Source organism: Neobacillus niacini (assembly GCF_019749295.1).
GTDB classification, from domain to species: domain Bacteria; phylum Bacillota; class Bacilli; order Bacillales; family Cytobacillaceae; genus Neobacillus; species Neobacillus niacini_D.
In genome coordinates, this window is sequence record NZ_JACWFG010000001.1 from 257,120 (window position 1) to 274,591 (window position 17,472).

Annotated in this window: 16 protein-coding genes; all 16 read right to left on the reverse strand. The window is 37.5% G+C overall.

What is annotated here, in order from left to right; translation table 11 throughout:
• Positions 1-394: 394 nt before the first annotated feature.
• Positions 395-655 carry a stage V sporulation protein SpoVS gene (gene spoVS / locus H0184_RS01125; protein ID WP_003181955.1) on the reverse strand — a complete coding sequence of 87 codons (261 nt, stop codon included), beginning with the start codon at positions 653-655 and terminating at the stop codon, positions 395-397.
• Positions 656-826: 171 nt separating this feature from the next.
• Positions 827-1,624, reverse strand: coding sequence for a TIGR00282 family metallophosphoesterase (locus H0184_RS01130; RefSeq protein ID WP_221819941.1), 798 nt, complete (start codon positions 1,622-1,624; stop codon positions 827-829).
• Positions 1,625-1,731: 107 nt separating this feature from the next.
• Positions 1,732-3,291, reverse strand: coding sequence for a ribonuclease Y (gene rny, locus H0184_RS01135; protein WP_221819942.1), 1,560 nt, complete (start codon positions 3,289-3,291; stop codon positions 1,732-1,734).
• Between the two features lie 317 nt (positions 3,292-3,608).
• Positions 3,609-4,649: a recombinase RecA gene (recA, locus tag H0184_RS01140; protein WP_221819943.1), complete on the reverse strand. Its 1,041-nt coding sequence runs from the start codon at positions 4,647-4,649 to the stop codon at positions 3,609-3,611.
• 264 nt (positions 4,650-4,913) lie between these two features.
• Complete coding sequence (locus tag H0184_RS01145) at positions 4,914-6,164, reverse strand: competence/damage-inducible protein A (RefSeq protein WP_221819945.1); 1,251 nt, start codon at positions 6,162-6,164, stop codon at positions 4,914-4,916.
• Positions 6,165-6,182: 18 nt separating this feature from the next.
• Positions 6,183-6,761 (reverse strand): CDP-diacylglycerol--glycerol-3-phosphate 3-phosphatidyltransferase, encoded by a 579-nt coding sequence (pgsA, locus tag H0184_RS01150; RefSeq protein WP_221819946.1) that lies wholly within the window; start codon positions 6,759-6,761, stop codon positions 6,183-6,185.
• Between the two features lie 51 nt (positions 6,762-6,812).
• Complete coding sequence (locus H0184_RS01155; RefSeq protein WP_221819948.1) at positions 6,813-7,730, reverse strand: helix-turn-helix domain-containing protein; 918 nt, start codon at positions 7,728-7,730, stop codon at positions 6,813-6,815.
• Between the two features lie 21 nt (positions 7,731-7,751).
• Positions 7,752-8,543: a DUF3388 domain-containing protein gene (locus H0184_RS01160; RefSeq protein WP_221819950.1), complete on the reverse strand. Its 792-nt coding sequence runs from the start codon at positions 8,541-8,543 to the stop codon at positions 7,752-7,754.
• Between the two features lie 157 nt (positions 8,544-8,700).
• Complete coding sequence (locus H0184_RS01165; RefSeq protein ID WP_034676717.1) at positions 8,701-8,958, reverse strand: DUF3243 domain-containing protein; 258 nt, start codon at positions 8,956-8,958, stop codon at positions 8,701-8,703.
• A gap of 79 nt (positions 8,959-9,037) precedes the next feature.
• Positions 9,038-9,760 (reverse strand): elongation factor P 5-aminopentanone reductase, encoded by a 723-nt coding sequence (ymfI, locus tag H0184_RS01170; protein ID WP_221819952.1) that lies wholly within the window; start codon positions 9,758-9,760, stop codon positions 9,038-9,040.
• A 72-nt stretch (positions 9,761-9,832) separates the two neighbouring features.
• Positions 9,833-11,122 (reverse strand): EF-P 5-aminopentanol modification-associated protein YfmH, encoded by a 1,290-nt coding sequence (yfmH, locus tag H0184_RS01175; RefSeq protein WP_221819954.1) that lies wholly within the window; start codon positions 11,120-11,122, stop codon positions 9,833-9,835.
• Positions 11,122-12,402, reverse strand: coding sequence for an EF-P 5-aminopentanol modification-associated protein YfmF (gene yfmF / locus H0184_RS01180; protein WP_221819955.1), 1,281 nt, complete (start codon positions 12,400-12,402; stop codon positions 11,122-11,124). Before yfmF ends, yfmH begins: the two co-directional genes overlap by 1 nt.
• A 193-nt stretch (positions 12,403-12,595) precedes the next feature.
• Positions 12,596-13,546: an ABC transporter permease gene (locus H0184_RS01185; protein ID WP_221819956.1), complete on the reverse strand. Its 951-nt coding sequence runs from the start codon at positions 13,544-13,546 to the stop codon at positions 12,596-12,598.
• Position 13,547: 1 nt separating this feature from the next.
• Complete coding sequence (locus H0184_RS01190) at positions 13,548-14,624, reverse strand: ABC transporter permease (protein ID WP_221819957.1); 1,077 nt, start codon at positions 14,622-14,624, stop codon at positions 13,548-13,550.
• Positions 14,621-16,144 carry an ABC transporter ATP-binding protein gene (locus H0184_RS01195; protein WP_221819958.1) on the reverse strand — a complete coding sequence of 508 codons (1,524 nt, stop codon included), beginning with the start codon at positions 16,142-16,144 and terminating at the stop codon, positions 14,621-14,623. Before H0184_RS01195 ends, H0184_RS01190 begins: the two co-directional genes overlap by 4 nt.
• Positions 16,145-16,331: 187 nt before the next feature.
• Positions 16,332-17,405, reverse strand: coding sequence for a BMP family lipoprotein (locus tag H0184_RS01200; RefSeq protein WP_221821237.1), 1,074 nt, complete (start codon positions 17,403-17,405; stop codon positions 16,332-16,334).
• Between the last annotated feature and the right edge of the window lie 67 nt (positions 17,406-17,472).

The following is a 17,472-nucleotide window of genomic DNA, read 5'->3' on the forward strand; positions in this document are numbered from 1 at the left end:
TTCACTAGAATTTAGCCTTTTAAAGCTTTAAAGACAAAATCAATTGAAACTAGAAGATGTACTAAACGCTTACAATTCTAGACCTCTAAACCAAAAATTGCAACCCTTTCAGACGAAATATTGTCTAAAATATGAATATTTTTTTATATTATAAAAATTGACATTTAAGAAAGCTGCATATCCCACGATAAAATTGACATTAAACGTTGTTATTACGCGATTTATTATTAAATCTAATAAAATATATTACTTTAAAATTTTATTACAGAAAACGTTTTCATTTATATTAGAATAACATTCTTTATATAAATTGTATATAAAAATACCTGCTTACAGTTTAAGCAGGTAAAAGTTTGTTTAATTATCTTGTTTCACTTCATTGATTCTATCTCTTTCATCTGGGTTCAACAATAAGCTTTATGGCCGTGCGTTCTTCACCATCAATTTGAATATCAGTGAACGCAGGGATGCAAATCAAATCTACTCCGCTAGGTGCTACAAACCCTCTTGCAATCGCTACTGCCTTAACAGCTTGATTCAATGCACCTGCACCAATCGCCTGTATTTCTGCTGCACCTCTTTCACGCAGAACTCCAGCAAGTGCACCAGCTACAGAATTAGGATTAGATTTTGCTGAAACTTTTAATATTTCCATTCCTAGCTCCCCCTTGTATAATCCCGATCCTGGCATGAGCAGTTTCATGAACAAATCAGGTATATAAGATTCCACTGCTACTATATTCATTTTTCAAATGACATATTCCGGCTTGGACAAAAAAAGTGACTATTTATCAATAAAAAACAAATAACCTTCCATAGCGGAAGGTTAAGAATACCAAGGATTATCTTCATTTATTAAAATTCTTTCCATCTTTTTACATTTACCAGTTTTCCTGTCAAGTTCCATGTAGACTCCACTAAGCTGGGTTCTACCCGTTTTAGGGACTTCGAATCTGACTGGAAGGCTTGTAAGAAATTTAGTGATGACAGCATCCCTTTCCATCCCGAGAATTCCATCATACGGACCTGTCATTCCTACATCCGTTAAATAACCTGTGCCGTTAGGCAATATACGGCTATCAGCGGTTTGCACATGTGTATGGGTACCTACCACAGCAGAAACCCTTCCGTCTAAGTACCAGCCCATTGCTTGTTTTTCACTTGTTGCTTCTGCATGGAAATCCACAAAAATAAATGGGGTCCTCTCCTGTGCCATTTCCAATAATTCATCAGCCTTCTTAAAAGGACAATCCAATGGTGGCATAAAGGTTCGGCCCTGTAAATTGATAACAGCCACTTCTATGTCATTGACTTTAAAGAATGCTAAACCCTTACCTGGAGTTCCTTCAGGAAAATTAGCGGGTCGTACCATATTTTTTGCTGAATCAATAAATTCAAAAATCTCCTTGTTGTCCCAGGAATGGTTTCCCAGTGTTACAGCCTGGGCACCAGAACCCAAAAATTCTCTGTAAATCTTTTCTGTTATTCCCCTGCCTCCTGCTGCATTTTCACCATTAATAATTGTAAAATTAGGTCGATATTTTTCTTTAATTTTCGGCACATACTCCTTGACCATATCTCGTCCAGGTGAGCCAACAACATCACCAATAAATAATAAGTTCATTTGTTATCCCTTTCAAAAGCAATATTTACTATAAATTGTATCACACTTTACCTTTTTTAATCGTATGTCTACTCCGCAAAAAAATAAAGCAGTGCTTTTGCACCGCTTTATTTTGCGTATTCCACAGCCCGTGTTTCACGGATGACTGTAACTTTTATATGTCCTGGATAATCCAGCTCTTCTTCTATTCGTTTCCGAATATCTCTAGCCAGACGATGAGCAGCTAAATCATCAACTGCATCAGGTCTTACGATAATCCGGACTTCACGACCAGCTTGAATCGCAAAGGATTTCTCAACACCATCATAGGACTCAGAAATCTCTTCCAGCTTTTCTAAACGGCGGATATAGTTTTCAAGAGTTTCACTACGAGCTCCAGGTCTTGCAGCTGATAATGCATCAGCAGCAGCCACTAGAACGGCTATAGTTGATGTTGGCTCCGTATCACCATGGTGAGATGCGATACTGTTGATAACTACTGGGTGTTCCTTGTATTTAGTCGCAAGCTCTACACCGATTTCTACGTGGCTGCCTTCTACTTCATGATCAATTGCCTTACCGATATCATGTAGTAAACCTGCACGGCGTGCCAGCGTTTCATCCTCGCCAAGTTCAGCTGCTAGTAAGCCTGAAAGCTGAGCAACCTCCATTGAGTGCTTAAGAACGTTTTGACCGTAACTTGTACGGAACTTCAAGCGTCCAAGGATTTTGATAAGATCCGGATGTAATCCATGAACACCAACCTCAAAGGTCGTTTGTTCACCCACTTCACGGATATACTCATCCACTTCACGACGAGACTTTTCAACCATTTCCTCAATTCGTGCGGGATGGATTCGTCCGTCTTGGACTAGCTTTTCAAGTGCCAATCGAGCAGTTTCCCGACGTATTGGGTCAAATCCTGATAGAATAACAGCTTCTGGGGTATCATCGATAATCAAATCAATTCCAGTAAGTGTCTCTAGTGTACGGATATTTCTTCCTTCACGGCCTATAATACGACCTTTCATTTCATCATTTGGAAGGTTGACTACAGATACAGTCGTTTCCGCAACATGGTCAGCAGCGCAACGCTGGATTGCTAGCGATAGAATTTCCTTCGCTTTCTTGTCAGCTTCCTCTTTCGCGCGGTTTTCACTTTCCTTAATCATTATCGCAGTGTCATAGGTTAATTCCTGCTCCATTTTATCGATAATGATGGATTTAGCTTCCTCACGAGTCAAACTCGAAATACGTTCAAGTTCAGTTTGTTGTGTTCGTACCAGCTCGTCCACTTTGCTTTCCATCTGTTCAATATGCTGTTGTCTTTGGTTTAGAGAATCATCCTTCTTTTCTAATAGAATTTCTCGTTTATTTAACGATTCATCCTTTCGATCTAAATTCTCTTCTCTTTGCAGTAAACGGTTTTCTTGTTTTTGCAGTTCATTTCTTCGTTCACGAACCTCACGTTCGGCTTCTGTACGAAGCTTGTGAATTTCATCCTTTGCCTCAAGCAAAGCTTCTTTTTTCACTGAATCAGCGTCTCGCTTTGCATCTTCAAGAATCTGCTCTGCAGCATTCTTTGCACCTGCTATTTTTGCCTCAGCAATGGATTTACGAGCAAAATAGCCAACAACGGCACCGACGATAATGCCAAGCAAAATGGAGATGATAGTAATAGTGTCCATCGTTACACCTCCTCTTGCTATGAACTTTTTTGTTACACTTTTTAAGTGTCGGCATGTATATTGGTTTTGTTCAACATACAGCAAGCACCAAGCTTTTCATTGTAATATTAACAAAAATGTAAAATATACATGTTAATTGTAAATGTGTGTATAATCATTGTCAAGGGTAACTCCAGATAGCTTTTGGAAATATTTAGACTTTGTTCATATTTTAACAATTAGTTTGATGTTGTTTAGATTGAATAAAAATACAAGTTCAGGAATAATTATTCATTTTACTAAAAAGAGCAAAACCTAAACAGGCTTTGCTCTTAATGTTAGTCGATTAATTCAAACTGCTCATCGTCATCAGCTTCAGTTACAATCTTTTCGCCATCTAATCCGTAGTGTTCACGGATTTTTTGCTGAATTTCAAGACGAATACTTGGATTTTCTCTTAAGAAAGTCTTAGCATTTTCGCGTCCTTGACCAATTCTTTCCTCATTATATGAATACCAGGAACCGCTCTTTTGAACGATATCTAATTCAGAACCAATATCAATGATCTCGCCCTCTTTAGAAATACCTTCACCATACATAATATCCACTTCAGCTGTACGGAATGGAGGAGCGACTTTATTTTTTACAACCTTAATCTTTGTTTTGTTTCCAACCACGTCAGTACCTTGCTTTAATGCTTCTCCACGACGTACCTCAACACGAATCGTAGAGTAGAATTTTAACGCACGGCCACCAGGTGTCGTCTCGGGATTACCAAACATGACACCAATCTTTTCACGAACCTGGTTAATAAAGATTGCGATTGTCTTTGATTTGTTAATGACACCAGAAAGTTTGCGGAGTGCCTGCGACATCAAGCGTGCTTGAAGACCCATATGAGAATCTCCCATTTCTCCTTCAATTTCTGCTTTTGGAACTAGGGCTGCAACGGAATCGACTACTAGAATATCAATTGCACCGCTTCGTACAAGTGCCTCTGCGATTTCTAGCGCTTGTTCTCCAGTGTCTGGCTGGGATAACAATAACTCATCGATGTTTACTCCAAGCTTTTGTGCATACGCTGGATCAAGTGCGTGCTCAGCATCAATAAATGCTGCTTGTCCGCCTGCTGCTTGTACTTCTGCAATTGCATGCAGGGCAACAGTTGTTTTACCTGAGCTCTCAGGTCCGTAAATTTCAATAATTCTTCCTCTAGGATATCCACCCACTCCAAGAGCTGAGTCAAGGGCTAATGAGCCACTTGGACTTGTTAAAATCCTTGTGTCTGTTTTTTCCCCCATTTTCATGATGGAACCTTTTCCAAATTGCTTTTCAATTTGTTTTAGCGCCATTTCTAAGGCAGCTTTACGATCAGTCACTACTAGTTCCTCCCTTATATATAAACCAAAAAGTTAATAGCCAAAATCTATTATTTAAATCCTATTAATAATATAACCTCTTTTTGGACATTTGTACAGTAAAAAAACGAACATTCATTCGACTTTTTTACTGCTGATAGTCATGTAAAAATAGGTAATTGCCCCAGACAAATATATCTTTTAAGAATACTTTTTAGTTGATTTAAGCTTTTTCTTCTATATTCTGTGCTTTTAATTTCAATGAAAAAATCACAGAGAGCTTAGTTAAGCTTTCTGTGATTCTTGTAATTGCTTTAATAAATAATAGCAGCCATATTTTACCGAACGACTTCGGTTTGCCTCTCTCGATCCGCCAAGTTCCAGCTTTTCAACGACTGTTTGTTTTCCTTTAATCGAAATCCCGATGTACACTGTTCCAACAGGATTGCCTTCAAGCTCGGCTGGTCCAGCAACACCCGTGAAGCTAATCCCGATATCCGTAGATACCAATGCCGCAACATTTTCAGCCAGTTCTTTTGCACACTCTTGACTGACAACTCCATATGTATCAATGGTTTCAGGCTTCACCTTTAAAACATTCTTCTTAACCTCATTCGTGTAGCAAACCACGCCGCCTTTCAAGACAGAACTTACGCCTGGAACACTCGTTAGCTCCTGTTGAAACAATCCGCCTGTTAAACTCTCTGCAGCAGAAATCGTTAATTCTTTTTCCTTTAAGACTTGCATTAATTCAGCCACTAACGAGGTATTGTCATACCCATATAAAAACTGCCCTACTCGAGCTTTAATATTACCCTCTACTTCATCAAGCATATCTTCTGCTATTTGCAAATCTTGATGCTTCGCAGTCAGCCGTAACGTGCATTCTCCGTCTGCAGCCAGCGGGGCAATCGTTGGATTTGTTTGTCTATCAATTAAATCAATGATTTCCGTTTCCAGCGCAGCCTCTCCAATTCCGAAGAACCTTAAAACTCTTGAAACTATTTTTTCATCTATTTTTACTTGTTTGGACAAAGCCGCAGTACCAAAGTGTAAAAACATTGGTTCCATTTCTTTCGGAGGGCCTGGCAAAAGCATATATATGCAGTTACCTCTCTCTATCATCATACCAGGTGCCATCCCATGATGATTTGGCAGGATAGTAGAGTCATCTAAAACAAGAGCTTGCTTCTTATTATTTTCAGTCATTATTCTATTTCCCTTTTTAAAATAAAGTTCAATAGATTCTAATGCTTCTTGATCCATTACAAGATTTTTCCCTAAATGCCGAGCAATGGTTTCCTTCGTTAAGTCATCCTTCGTCGGCCCTAGTCCTCCCGTAAAAATGATCAAATTTGAACGCATTTCCGCAATTTCTATTACGGACTTTAATCGATCCGGATTATCACCAACTACTGTATGAAAAAAAACATTAATACCTAGTCCTGCAAGTTGTTGTGAAATAAACCGTGCATTACTATTAACGATTTGACCCAGCAGTAATTCAGAACCAACAGCAATAATTTCTGCATTCATCACCCATTACCCCAAGTTCTATTTAGAATTTTTGAAAACATGCATATTTTTTGCAAAGTAATCCCATCCAGACCAGATTGTAAAAATTAATGCAACCCACAATGCTATATCATCAAATGGAAACCCAATCATTTCAAAAATAATATTATGTAATAAAAGAGCTGAAATTGCGATTATTTGTGCCCAGGTTTTAATTTTCCCAAGGTTATTGGCAGCTACCACTTCTCCACCCTCTACTAACAAGAGACGAAGACCTGTAACAGCAAATTCCCTGCTGATGATTGCAATCACAATCCAAGAGGCTGCATATCCAAGATCAACAAGGACAACCAGTGCAGCAGAAACAAGTAATTTATCAGCAAGCGGGTCAAGAAACTTCCCCATATTCGTAACAAGATTATATTTTCGGGCATAATAGCCATCTACCCAATCCGTCGCAGATGCAAAAATAAATATTAATGCTCCGACAAAATGAGTTACCGGAAGGTCAGCTCCCAGCAAATGCATATTTCCCCAATCAAAGGGAACTAGCATTATTATCAAGAAAATTGGAATTAATAGTATCCTTGATATCGTTATTTGATTTGGTACATTCATTATTTTTGCCTCCAGGTATTATTAGAACGAAAAATAGTCATCACTTGATGACTATTCGTTCTTCGGAACAAATTGGATCGTAATGTTCTGTTGAACCACATCAGTAGGTGCGATAGCATACTCAAGCTTTTGGTCATTTACATAAATCTCTGTATCGACCGCCCTGCCAATAACAAGGACGGCTTTGGTATCGCCCGTTAAATCTACTTCTGCACTTGGTGTACCAGTGGTTGATAATAACCCCTGAAACTTGGATTGACCGCTGCTATTTTTAACATTGACCCATGTCTGCCCAGTTGAAACAAGTTTAACAACAAATTTTTCTGCATTTTTTAAATCATATGTAGAGTTTTTCCCACTATTTTGAACAGCTGCTAATTCTTGTTTCGGGGCTTCTACAACCGGAGTTTCCTCATTAGTCTTTTGGTCATCATTCTTTTGGTCATTATTCTTTTTATCTTCTGTTTCTTGTGCATCTTCTTTTTCTTTCTCATCTGCTTTGTCTAGATTTTCAGAGCGTACAAATTTTACCGGTTCATTTTCCTTATTAACTAAGTCATTGGCTTTGTCTCCAACGTTATTAACAAAGAAATAATACAGTAAACCAGCAGCCCCAACAATAAAGACCCCGATTAAAATCCTCGGAATAATATCAAAAATTTTAGAGGATCCCTCCGTTACTGACTTTCGCGTTTTTACTCTTGATAATTGTTCTGGTAAATCCTCATTGTGAGTTGCCGGAATCTCATTCTTATATGTTTCAAAAATTTCATCCGGGTTAAGCTGCAGCGCTTCAGCGTATTGTTTTACAAAAGCGCGAACATAAAAATTTCCGGGCATACTAGAATAATTGCCTTCTTCAATCCCTATCAAATACCGCTTTTGAATTTTCGTGATTGACTGTAAATCCTCTAAGCTTAATCCTTTGGCTAATCGCGCTTCTTTTAGTCGATTACCTAATTCAGTCACTTATTAACACCTTCCAATTAATTAAAATCCAAAATCTCCAAAATCCGAGCCAGAGAATAAGTTATTTTGGTCGACAATATCGTATGTAATTTCTTCGTCTGCCTCGTTCCTTAACTCGATAATATAATCGAAATCATCTAGTGTATACTCAGAATTTTGCACAAAGATATCCGGGTGTTCAACTACTTTAACTGCAGGTAAACGCATAATCTCACGCACAAGCTGCCAATGACGTTCACTTGCACGTTTTGTTGAGACAATGCCATCAAGTATGAACAAGTTATTTTCATTGTATTCATCCTGAATGAGTTGATTACGAATGGTTTGTTTTAAAAGCGTGGAGGAAACAAATAACCAGCGCTTATTGGCACATACACTCGCTGCAACCACTGACTCTGTTTTTCCAACCCTTGGCATTCCTCGAATACCAATCAGCTTGTGACCTTCCTGCTTAAATAATTCAGCCATAAAATCAACTAATACACCAAGTTCGCTCCGAACAAATCGAAATGTCTTCTTATCATCTGCATCACGTTGTATGTAACGTCCATGGCGTACTGCCAGCCGGTCCCGAAGTTTTGGTTCCCTAATCTTAATTACTTTTATTGTGTCCATTGTATTTAAAATTGACTCTAACCGTTTAATTTGATTATCATCTTTAGCTAAGATTAATAAACCACGTCGTCCTTCATCTACACCATTAATCGTAACAATATTAATGGACAGCATTCCGAGTAAAGATGAGATGTCGCCCAACAACCCAGGACGGTTTTTCTGAATCTCATATTCTAAATACCACTCTTTCTTCTCCATAAAAAACCTCCTCAGTTAAAACGACAAATTTTTCAATCCCTTATCTATCCATAATAATATATGATTTTGATTGAAGATGAAAGCAAAAACAAGTTCAATACTTATTTAATCTATTTTGCTTTCAAAAAGCAAAAAAAAGAGAGGTGAACCCTCTCTCTTAGCGACTGCCATTATTTTGTACTAATTTCACCATGATATTTGCAATTGCTTGCTGTTCTTCTTTATCTGCAACAGACCATAAATCAGCGAGGATTCGCTCTTGCTCATTTTTAGGTTCTACTTGCTCAGCTAAATAATCACCAATTTGTAACGCTAGAGCACTTATGGCCCCTTCGCTCATCCCTTCGTTTTGTGCTTGATGAAGTCGATCAGCAAGAAAGTCTTCCCATTGTTTCCAGTTATCTAAAACAGACATATTAAACCCTCCTTTATAGTTGTACAGTGTTATTTTGCAATGAAAGGGGGGATTTTATTCACGAATATAAATGTATAATTTATGTATACCAGCCGCCATTAATGGAAAGGATTTGGCCAGTAATATACGAGGACTCATTTGATAGTAAAAATTTCACTCCATTTGCTATTTCATCTGGAAGACCCAGCCTGCCCATGGGGATATCAAATTGCAGCAGCTGTATATCCTCCTCAGAGAATTGTCCCATCATCGGTGTCTCGACGGCACCAGGTGCAATAGCATTCACACGCACACCATTTAGTGCGACCTCTTTGCTTAAAGCTTTTACAAAAGAAATTTGCGCTCCTTTTGCAGTCGAATAAGCAACTTCACATGCTGCCCCGGTTTGACCCCAAATGGAAGAAATAAATATTACATTTCCAGATCGTTTCTTAATAAGTTTGGGCAGAAGTTCTTTTGTTATCATTAATGGATTCATCACATGTACCCTCATTAATGATTCCATTTCCTCTGGTTTTAAATCAACGAGGAGACCATAATGAGTATTCCCGCTGCAATGAATAATTTCATCCAGGGAGAAGATGTGCGGACAAATCTTTTTATATCCTTCTGATTCCTCAAGATTTGCCTGAATAGAGATGTATTCTCCGCCAAAGGGTTCAATTTTTTCCATTAATTCCTTTATCGATCTTTCATTTTGATTATAGTGTAGATATAAATTATAGCCTAAAGAAGCTAATTTAAGCGCCACCACTTGTCCGATCCCGCCGCTTGCTCCCGTAATTAATGCGTATTTTTTCACTAGCTTCACTCTTTCTATTTTACTTCCTACATTTTAAACCAAAAGAAAAGCGCCGGCTAGCGACGCTTTCTCTTACTTTTTAGGGATTACTTGGCAAACTGAGAAACGTTCTTCCGATATAACTTCTGAAGCCATTGATTTAAGATCCTCCATTGTTATTTTTTCCAATGTTGGAACAACATCAAATAAATTCATGTCATTAAAAGCATATCGGGTAAATTGGTTTGCTATATATTCAGGGGAATTCACAGCACGTAAAAATCCGCCAATTTTCTTCTTTTTTGCCCTATCTAATTGCTCTTCTGTGAATGTTGTTCCTTTTTTAGCATCAAATAACATATTTTTTAACTGGTCGGCAAGTTTATCAGGATTCTCTGTATCCCCGCCAACCATCGCAAAGCCAAATCCTTGTTCCTGTGTATAGTCATAGGAGAAGGTTTCATCAATTAGTCCTTCATTATAAAGTTGATTATAATTTTTAGAGCTTTTTCCAAACAATAAATCCAAGAGAACATTCATAGTCAATTCATTTTTCAATAACTCAGCACCACTTTGATCCACATGTAGTGCTTTCATCCCAATTAAACATTTAGAGGTTTGCACATTCATTTCCAGCACTTGTTTTTGTTCTGCTGTCTGAATCGGCTCATCTTCAAACTTACGTTGAATCTCGGGCATCTCTTTGTAATCTTTTTTCTCTTGGTTATCTCTGACTTGATCCATAAATTTAGCTGGATCGACTGGTCCCACAATAAACAATAACATATTACTCGGATGATAGAAGGTATTGTAGCACTCATAAAGTAAATCCTTCGTAATATGGGAAATCGATTCAATGGTCCCGGCGATATCAATCTTTACTGGATGATTTTGATATAAATTTTGAATCAGCCCAAAATAGAGACGCCAATCCGGATTATCATCATACATGGTGATTTCTTGACCAATAATCCCTTTTTCCTTTTCAACCGTTTTTTCCGAAAAGTAAGGATCTTGAACGAAATCAACTAACGTTTCCAGGTTTTTCTCTACATCCGAAGTACTTGAAAACAAATAGGCAGTCCTCGTAAAAGAAGTAAAGGCATTGGCTGAAGCACCCTGCCTGCTAAACTGTTGAAAAACGTCTCCATCTTCTTTTTCAAAAAGCTTATGCTCCAGAAAATGGGCAATTCCATCTGGTACTTTTACATAATCTTCTTTTCCAAATGGCACGAAGTTATTATCAATTGACCCATACTTCGTAGTAAACGTGGCAAAAGTTTTATTAAAACCTTTTTTTGGTAATATATAAACATTTAAACCATTGGATAACTTTTCATGGTAAAGTTCTTCTTGGAGCTGGTCAAAGTTAATTTTCTCCATTATTTTACCGCCTCCGTTCCAGTTAAAAAGTAAATGGTGTCTAATTTAATTTTATTCGCAACAGCGATAATCTCTTCCTTTGTTGTTTTCTCCATATCTGTTATCCATTGTTCAAGTTTAATTTCCTTGCCCGCAACAACGTTATGGTAAAGTATTTCTGTTAACCCTCTTGATGTGTCAATGGTTTCAAGGATTTGATTACGAATCACTGCTTTTGTTTGAACGAGTTCTTGATCTGTAAAGTCGCCTTTTTTCATTGCTTCTAACTGATCACGAATGATTCCCACTGCCTGGTCATAGTTCTTTAAGTCAATTCCTGACATGACCATCATTAGTCCTTTATGACTTTCCAGCCGGCTTGATACATAATAGGCTAAGCTTGCCTTTTCCCGGACATTAATAAACAATTTTGAATGTGAGAATCCTCCAAAAATCCCATTAAACAATTGAAGTGCAAAATAATCGGAATCCCCATAAATAATATTTGTACGGTAGCCAATATTTAATTTTCCTTGCTTGACATCTTGTTCTTCTTTTATCTCTTGTACTTTATCTTTTATCTGTTGTTCTGAATTCACAATTTTTTTAGGGGTGCGTTCTTCAAACTTCAGTAAATCATCAGCAAGACTTTTCACCTCGTCTCCCTTTACATCGCCAATCACATAAAGGTCCAATTCGTCTTCGGAAAATGCCTTATTATAATAGTCGAATAACGTTTCAGCTGTAATGGCTTCTACATCTTCTGCTTCACCATTTACTTGAAGAGCGTAAGGCTCATCTTTACACATTTCTTGCAGCAGACGTACATTAGAATAGCGCATTTTATCATCATATACGGATTGAATTCGTTGTTTTAACGTTCTCTTTTCTTTGTTCACTGTATCTTGATCAAACGCATTGCCTAAAACATTGGGTTTTGTTAAAACCTCTGAAAGAAGCTCGAATCCTCTTTTTAACAATGGAGTAGTGTCACTTAAGAATTTCTCATTTGCGATTTCAAGCGTGAAACTTATAATATGGTATTCCCCTTTTTTGGCTAAATCAATAAAAAGTGTAGCACCATATAATTCATCCAAATATGAACGCAATGCTGTCGTTGTTGGGTATTTGGAGGTACTGCTTTGTAACACTTGAGGAAGCAGCGCCCTTTTCGTAACATCTTCCTTCGTTAGGGGAGCTTTCATTTTCCAAACAAATGTATTCGTTTTATATTTATCTGTTTCAATGACATGGAGTTTGTATCCTTGCATAGGGATAATTTTTTCAGTAGTTGAATCCATTAAAAGACCTCCTTCAAATTTCTAAAACCTACTTATTATATATGTAAACATTCATCCGGTTATTTTACATCATTTCCATTGTAATAAACCCTTATTCTTACTATAATTTGCCAGGCTTGTATTTTACAAGCTTAAACCACTAGGGAAACAAAAAAACAGGCTGACTAAATAGCCAGACCTGTTTTGCTCCATATTATCGTTTTCCTGGATCGAATGGTTCTCCAGCTGCTTTAGGTGCTTGTGAAGATTTAGAGAAGATAACTAAAGCAATTAACGTTACTACATATGGGAAGATTTTTAGAATGATTGGCGGTATAACGGCCAATTCAGGAATAACTTGAGATACGTTCGCAATGGTGCTGGCAAATCCGAAGAATAATGTTGCTCCTAAGATTCCCAATGGTCTCCATTGACCAAATATTAAGGAAGCAAGTGCTAAGAATCCAAGACCTGAAACGGAACCGGTGAATTCACCTGCATATGTTAAAATAATGATTGCTCCGCCTAAGCCAGATAATGCACCGGAAATCATAACTCCGATATAACGGATTCTTACAACATTAATCCCTGCTGCTTGAGCTGCCTGTGGAAACTCTCCACAAGATTTTAAACGTAAACCGAATTTTGTTTTGTTTAGAATAAATGCACTCACGAGAAGTACTACTAGAATAAACCAAGTTGTTGCATACGTTTTTGTAAATAACAAATCCCCAATAATTGGTATTTGAGATAAAATTGGCACATCAAATGGTGTAAAACCGCTGGTAATACGAATGTTTCCACTACCAGTAATATTTCTCGCTAAGAAAACTGTCAAAGCCATTGCAATCATGTTAATGGCAGTACCACTGATTACTTGGTCCGCACTTAAGTTGATGCTGGCAAATGCATGTAATAAGGAAAACAAAATCCCTACCACGACAGCAACTAATAACCCAATCCATAATACCGCTGACCCAGACATACTATCTTGCAGAAAGTTAACAGTTATTGCACTCGCAAATGCTCCAGAAATCATTAAACCTTCTAAACCAATATTTACGATACCGCTTCTTTCACTAAATAGACCACCTAATGCTGTAATAAGAAGTGGAATTGTAAAAACAATTGCGTAAGGGAATATTTGTTCAATTATAGCCCACATATTATGCTTCTCCCTTCTTGCCAACAGGTCCATTTACATCATTAGCATTTGAACGAGTCTTACGGAATTTATTTAACACACGGTGAATCAGAACGCTAGTAGCAGCAAAGTAAATAATAATGGCAATGATTGTATTTGCAAGTTCTGGCGGAATTTCGATCATCGCGTTCATAAAACCTGTCCCAGAATAAAGAATACCAAAAAGGAGTGCAGCAAAGAATACACCAACTGGAGAGTTTGCCCCAAGTAATGCTACGGCAATCCCATCATAACCCTGTGACGGTAAAATACCAATTTGAATGCTGGATGCATTACCAGTATATAATGCTACCCCGCCCAGACCTGCAAGAGCACCTGAAATTATCATGGATAAGATAATATTGCGATTAACTTTCATACCTGCATATTCTGCAGCATGTCTATTGAAACCTACAGCTTTTAATTCGAATCCTAAGGTTGTTTTATTAATAATAAATGCAATAATAATCACAGCGATTATCGCAAGGAAAATTCCCAAATTAATATACGATCCTTGAAACATTTCAGATAACACAGGCGTTTTTAATGAAGCAGTTTCTGAGATTAGTTGGGATTCTGTTTCGGTTCCACCTTTAAAATAGGCAGGAACAGTATAATAAACTGTCCAATAAGCAATCCAGTTCATCATGATTGTTGATACAACCTCATGTACGTTGAATCTTGCTTTAAAATAGCCTGGAATAAATGCCCATAATCCTCCGCCTAAAATTCCGGCTGCTATCATTGCTAGTAGTAAGATTGGTCTTGATAGATCGAATGTTAATCCCACAGCAGTAGCACAAAGACCGCCAATTAACATCTGACCAGCGGCACCGATATTAAATAAACCTGTACGGAAGGCGAAAGCGACAGCAAGTCCAGTAAAAATGAGTGGTGTTGCCGTTGCAAGCGTATCACCAATACGGGAAATATTTTTTAATGCACCTTGGAATAAATACGTGTAACCTTCAATTGGGCTTGCCCCTATAAATAGCATTAGTAGGCCGCCCGCAATAAGTCCTAAAATAATTGAAATTAATGATACAATGGTGTTTCTCACACGCTTCCCTCCTTACTCACTCCAGCCATCATGAGTCCTACCTCATTTTCATTCGTTTCAGAAGCCTTAACAGTTCCAATCAATTCTCCATTATTAACGATGGCAATACGGTCTGAAAGCTGCAGTACCTCATCAAGCTCTAATGAAACCAGAAGAACAGCCTTGCCTTTATCACGATGCTCGATTAATCTTTTGTGAATATATTCAATCGACCCTACATCCAAACCACGTGTAGGTTGGACTGCAATGAGTAAATCAGGATCTAATTCTATTTCACGGCCAATGATTGCTTTTTGCTGATTACCTCCAGACAGAGTCCTTGCAATAGAAGCTCCACCTTCACCTGAACGAACGTCAAAGTTTTCTAAAATACTTTTAGCATATTTCTTAATTGCTGCGCCATTTAATAATCCAGCCTTTGCAAACGGCGGTTTATTATAAACCTCTAAAACCATGTTGTTTTCTAATGTATAATCAAGAACGAGTCCTCTTCTATGTCTATCTTCAGGGATATGGCCAATTCCGCTTTCAATTCTTTGACGGATTGGAATATTTGTAATATCTTTGCCTTTTAATAATATTTTCCCTGATTCAACTTTTCTAAGTCCGGTAATCGCTTCAACGATTTCTGATTGTCCATTTCCTTCGACTCCAGCGATACCGACTATTTCTCCTCGTTTCACTTCAACAGAGAAATTTTTCAGTCCCAAAACTTTTCTATTATTTTTTACAGAAAGAGAATCTATTTGAAGTACGACCTCTCCAGGTGTACTAGCTTTCTTATCCACTTTGAAGTTAACTTCGCGGCCAACCATCATTTCTGCCATCTGTGCCGTGCTTGTTTCTTTTACGTTAACTGTTCCAATTCCTTTTCCACGTCGAATAACCGTACAACGGTCTGCAACCGCTTTAATTTCTTTTAACTTATGTGTAATAATGATAATTGATTTACCTTCATTAATTAGGTTACGCATTATTTTCATTAATTCGTCAATTTCATGCGGTGTTAATACAGCTGTTGGTTCATCAAAGATTAGAACTTCGGCTTCACGGTAAAGCATTTTCATAATTTCTACTCTTTGTTGCATTCCTACTGAGATATCTTCAATTTTTGAATGTGGATCAACGTTTAAGCCGTAGTGTTTTGATAAATCCGCTATTCTTTTAGCAGCCTTATCAATATCTAAAACCATACCTTTTAATGGTTCACTGCCTAAAATAATATTTTCAGTTACTGTAAAATTTTCTACTAATTTAAAATGCTGATGCACCATTCCAATACCAAGCTGATTGGCTACATTAGGATTTGAAATTTTTACTTCTTTTTCTCGAATTCTAATAGTCCCTTTTTCAGGTTGATACATACCAAATAATACACCCATTAGTGTTGACTTACCTGCACCGTTTTCCCCTAATAAGGCATGTATTTCCCCTTTTTTTAATGTGAGGGTAATATTATCATTTGCTACAATACCAGGGAACTCTTTCCTAATATTCAGCATTTCAACCACATAACTCATAGTAGCACTCACCTTTTTATTTAGACTCTAATTCTTTGAAAATAGGGAGTCCCCTATTACAACATCAAAAACAGAAGGATATTGAAACAGTTATATATGATTTCTCTAGTAATATGCATACTTAACAGATCAATCATACATAAAGGACATAAAAGAGACGGAAAAAAACCGTCTCTTTATGATCTTTTTACTTAAATAAACTTCCTTGTTCAGAAGCAACTTTAATTTCACCAGACTTAATTTTTTCAAATACTTCCTGGGCTTTAGTTACTGTATCGTCGCTTAAGTTTGGATTTTCAGCTGGTAAGCCAACACCGTCGTTCTTAGCATCGAATACTAATGTTTCGCCGCCAGGGAAGTCACCATCTAGCTCGCGCTTAATGAGATCGAATGTAACATTGTCTAATTTCTTCATAGCTGAAGTCAAGATAATTGATTTATCTCCTTCATACTTACCATCTTCGTATTGGTCAGAGTCAACACCAACGATCCAAACTTTTTCGCCTGCTTTACCACGTGTTTTAGCTTCGTTGATTGCACCAACACCAACACCGCCAGCAGCAGTAAAGATTACATCTACGCCACGGTCATACATTTGTGCAGCAATTTGTCCACCTGCAGCTACGTTATCAAATGAACCTTGATATAGTACGTTTTCAGCTTTTAACGTTAGATTTGTGCCTAAGTTATCATTTGCATATTTAACACCTTGCTGGAATCCCCAGTTAAACTTTTGTACAGCAGGAATTTCCATACCTCCGATGAAACCTGCTTCACCTTCTTTTAATTCAAGTGCAGCAGCAACACCAGCTAGGAAACCTGACTCATGCTCAGCAAAGAAAACGGCAACAGTGTTCTCTTTAACAACTGGTTTATTGTCACCAGAATGTGGATTACCATCAAGAATGACGAATTTTGCATCTTTATATTTATCTTGAGCTTTGAATACAGCAGTTTCAAATTTGAAACCAGGTGTTACAATAAATTTATAACCCGCATCATACAGATTACCCATTTCTTTTAAGTATTCTGCCTCGGTTGTACCAGCTGGTTTAAGATATTTTGACTGAATTCCAAGTTCTTCTTCAGCTTTTTTAATACCTTCCCAAGTACCTTGGTTAAATGATTTGTCATCAATTGTACCAGCATCAGTAACCATACCAATTTTTTCAGCTTTTTTACCATTATCACTGCCAGTATCCTTGTCATCTCCGCCGCCACATGCTGCTAACAATGTGCCTGAAGCTAAAATCAATGACATAGCTAAGCCAAATTTACGTTTTTTCAAAGCAATTGACCCCCTATTTTTTGTTTGATTTAGTAGGAAA

Bases quoted from the DNA above. Each gene is read 5' to 3' on its own strand.
- pgsA (WP_221819946.1), bottom strand. From the start codon at position 6,761: ATGAATGTACCAAATCAAATAACGATATCAAGGATACTATTAATTCCA.
- H0184_RS01145 (WP_221819945.1), bottom strand. From the start codon at position 6,164: ATGAATGCAGAAATTATTGCTGTTGGTTCTGAATTACTGCTGGGTCAA.
- H0184_RS01130 (WP_221819941.1), bottom strand. From the start codon at position 1,624: ATGAACTTATTATTTATTGGTGATGTTGTTGGCTCACCTGGACGAGAT.
- rny (WP_221819942.1), bottom strand. From the start codon at position 3,291: ATGGACACTATTACTATCATCTCCATTTTGCTTGGCATTATCGTCGGT.
- H0184_RS01160 (WP_221819950.1), bottom strand. From the start codon at position 8,543: ATGGAGAAGAAAGAGTGGTATTTAGAATATGAGATTCAGAAAAACCGT.
- spoVS (WP_003181955.1), bottom strand. From the start codon at position 655: ATGGAAATATTAAAAGTTTCAGCAAAATCTAATCCTAATTCTGTAGCT.
- H0184_RS01200 (WP_221821237.1), bottom strand. From the start codon at position 17,405: ATGTCATTGATTTTAGCTTCAGGCACATTGTTAGCAGCATGTGGCGGC.
- H0184_RS01185 (WP_221819956.1), bottom strand. From the start codon at position 13,546: ATGTGGGCTATAATTGAACAAATATTCCCTTACGCAATTGTTTTTACA.
- yfmF (WP_221819955.1), bottom strand. From the start codon at position 12,402: ATGGATTCAACTACTGAAAAAATTATCCCTATGCAAGGATACAAACTC.
- H0184_RS01165 (WP_034676717.1), bottom strand. From the start codon at position 8,958: ATGTCTGTTTTAGATAACTGGAAACAATGGGAAGACTTTCTTGCTGAT.
- H0184_RS01195 (WP_221819958.1), bottom strand. From the start codon at position 16,144: ATGAGTTATGTGGTTGAAATGCTGAATATTAGGAAAGAGTTCCCTGGT.
- yfmH (WP_221819954.1), bottom strand. From the start codon at position 11,122: ATGGAGAAAATTAACTTTGACCAGCTCCAAGAAGAACTTTACCATGAA.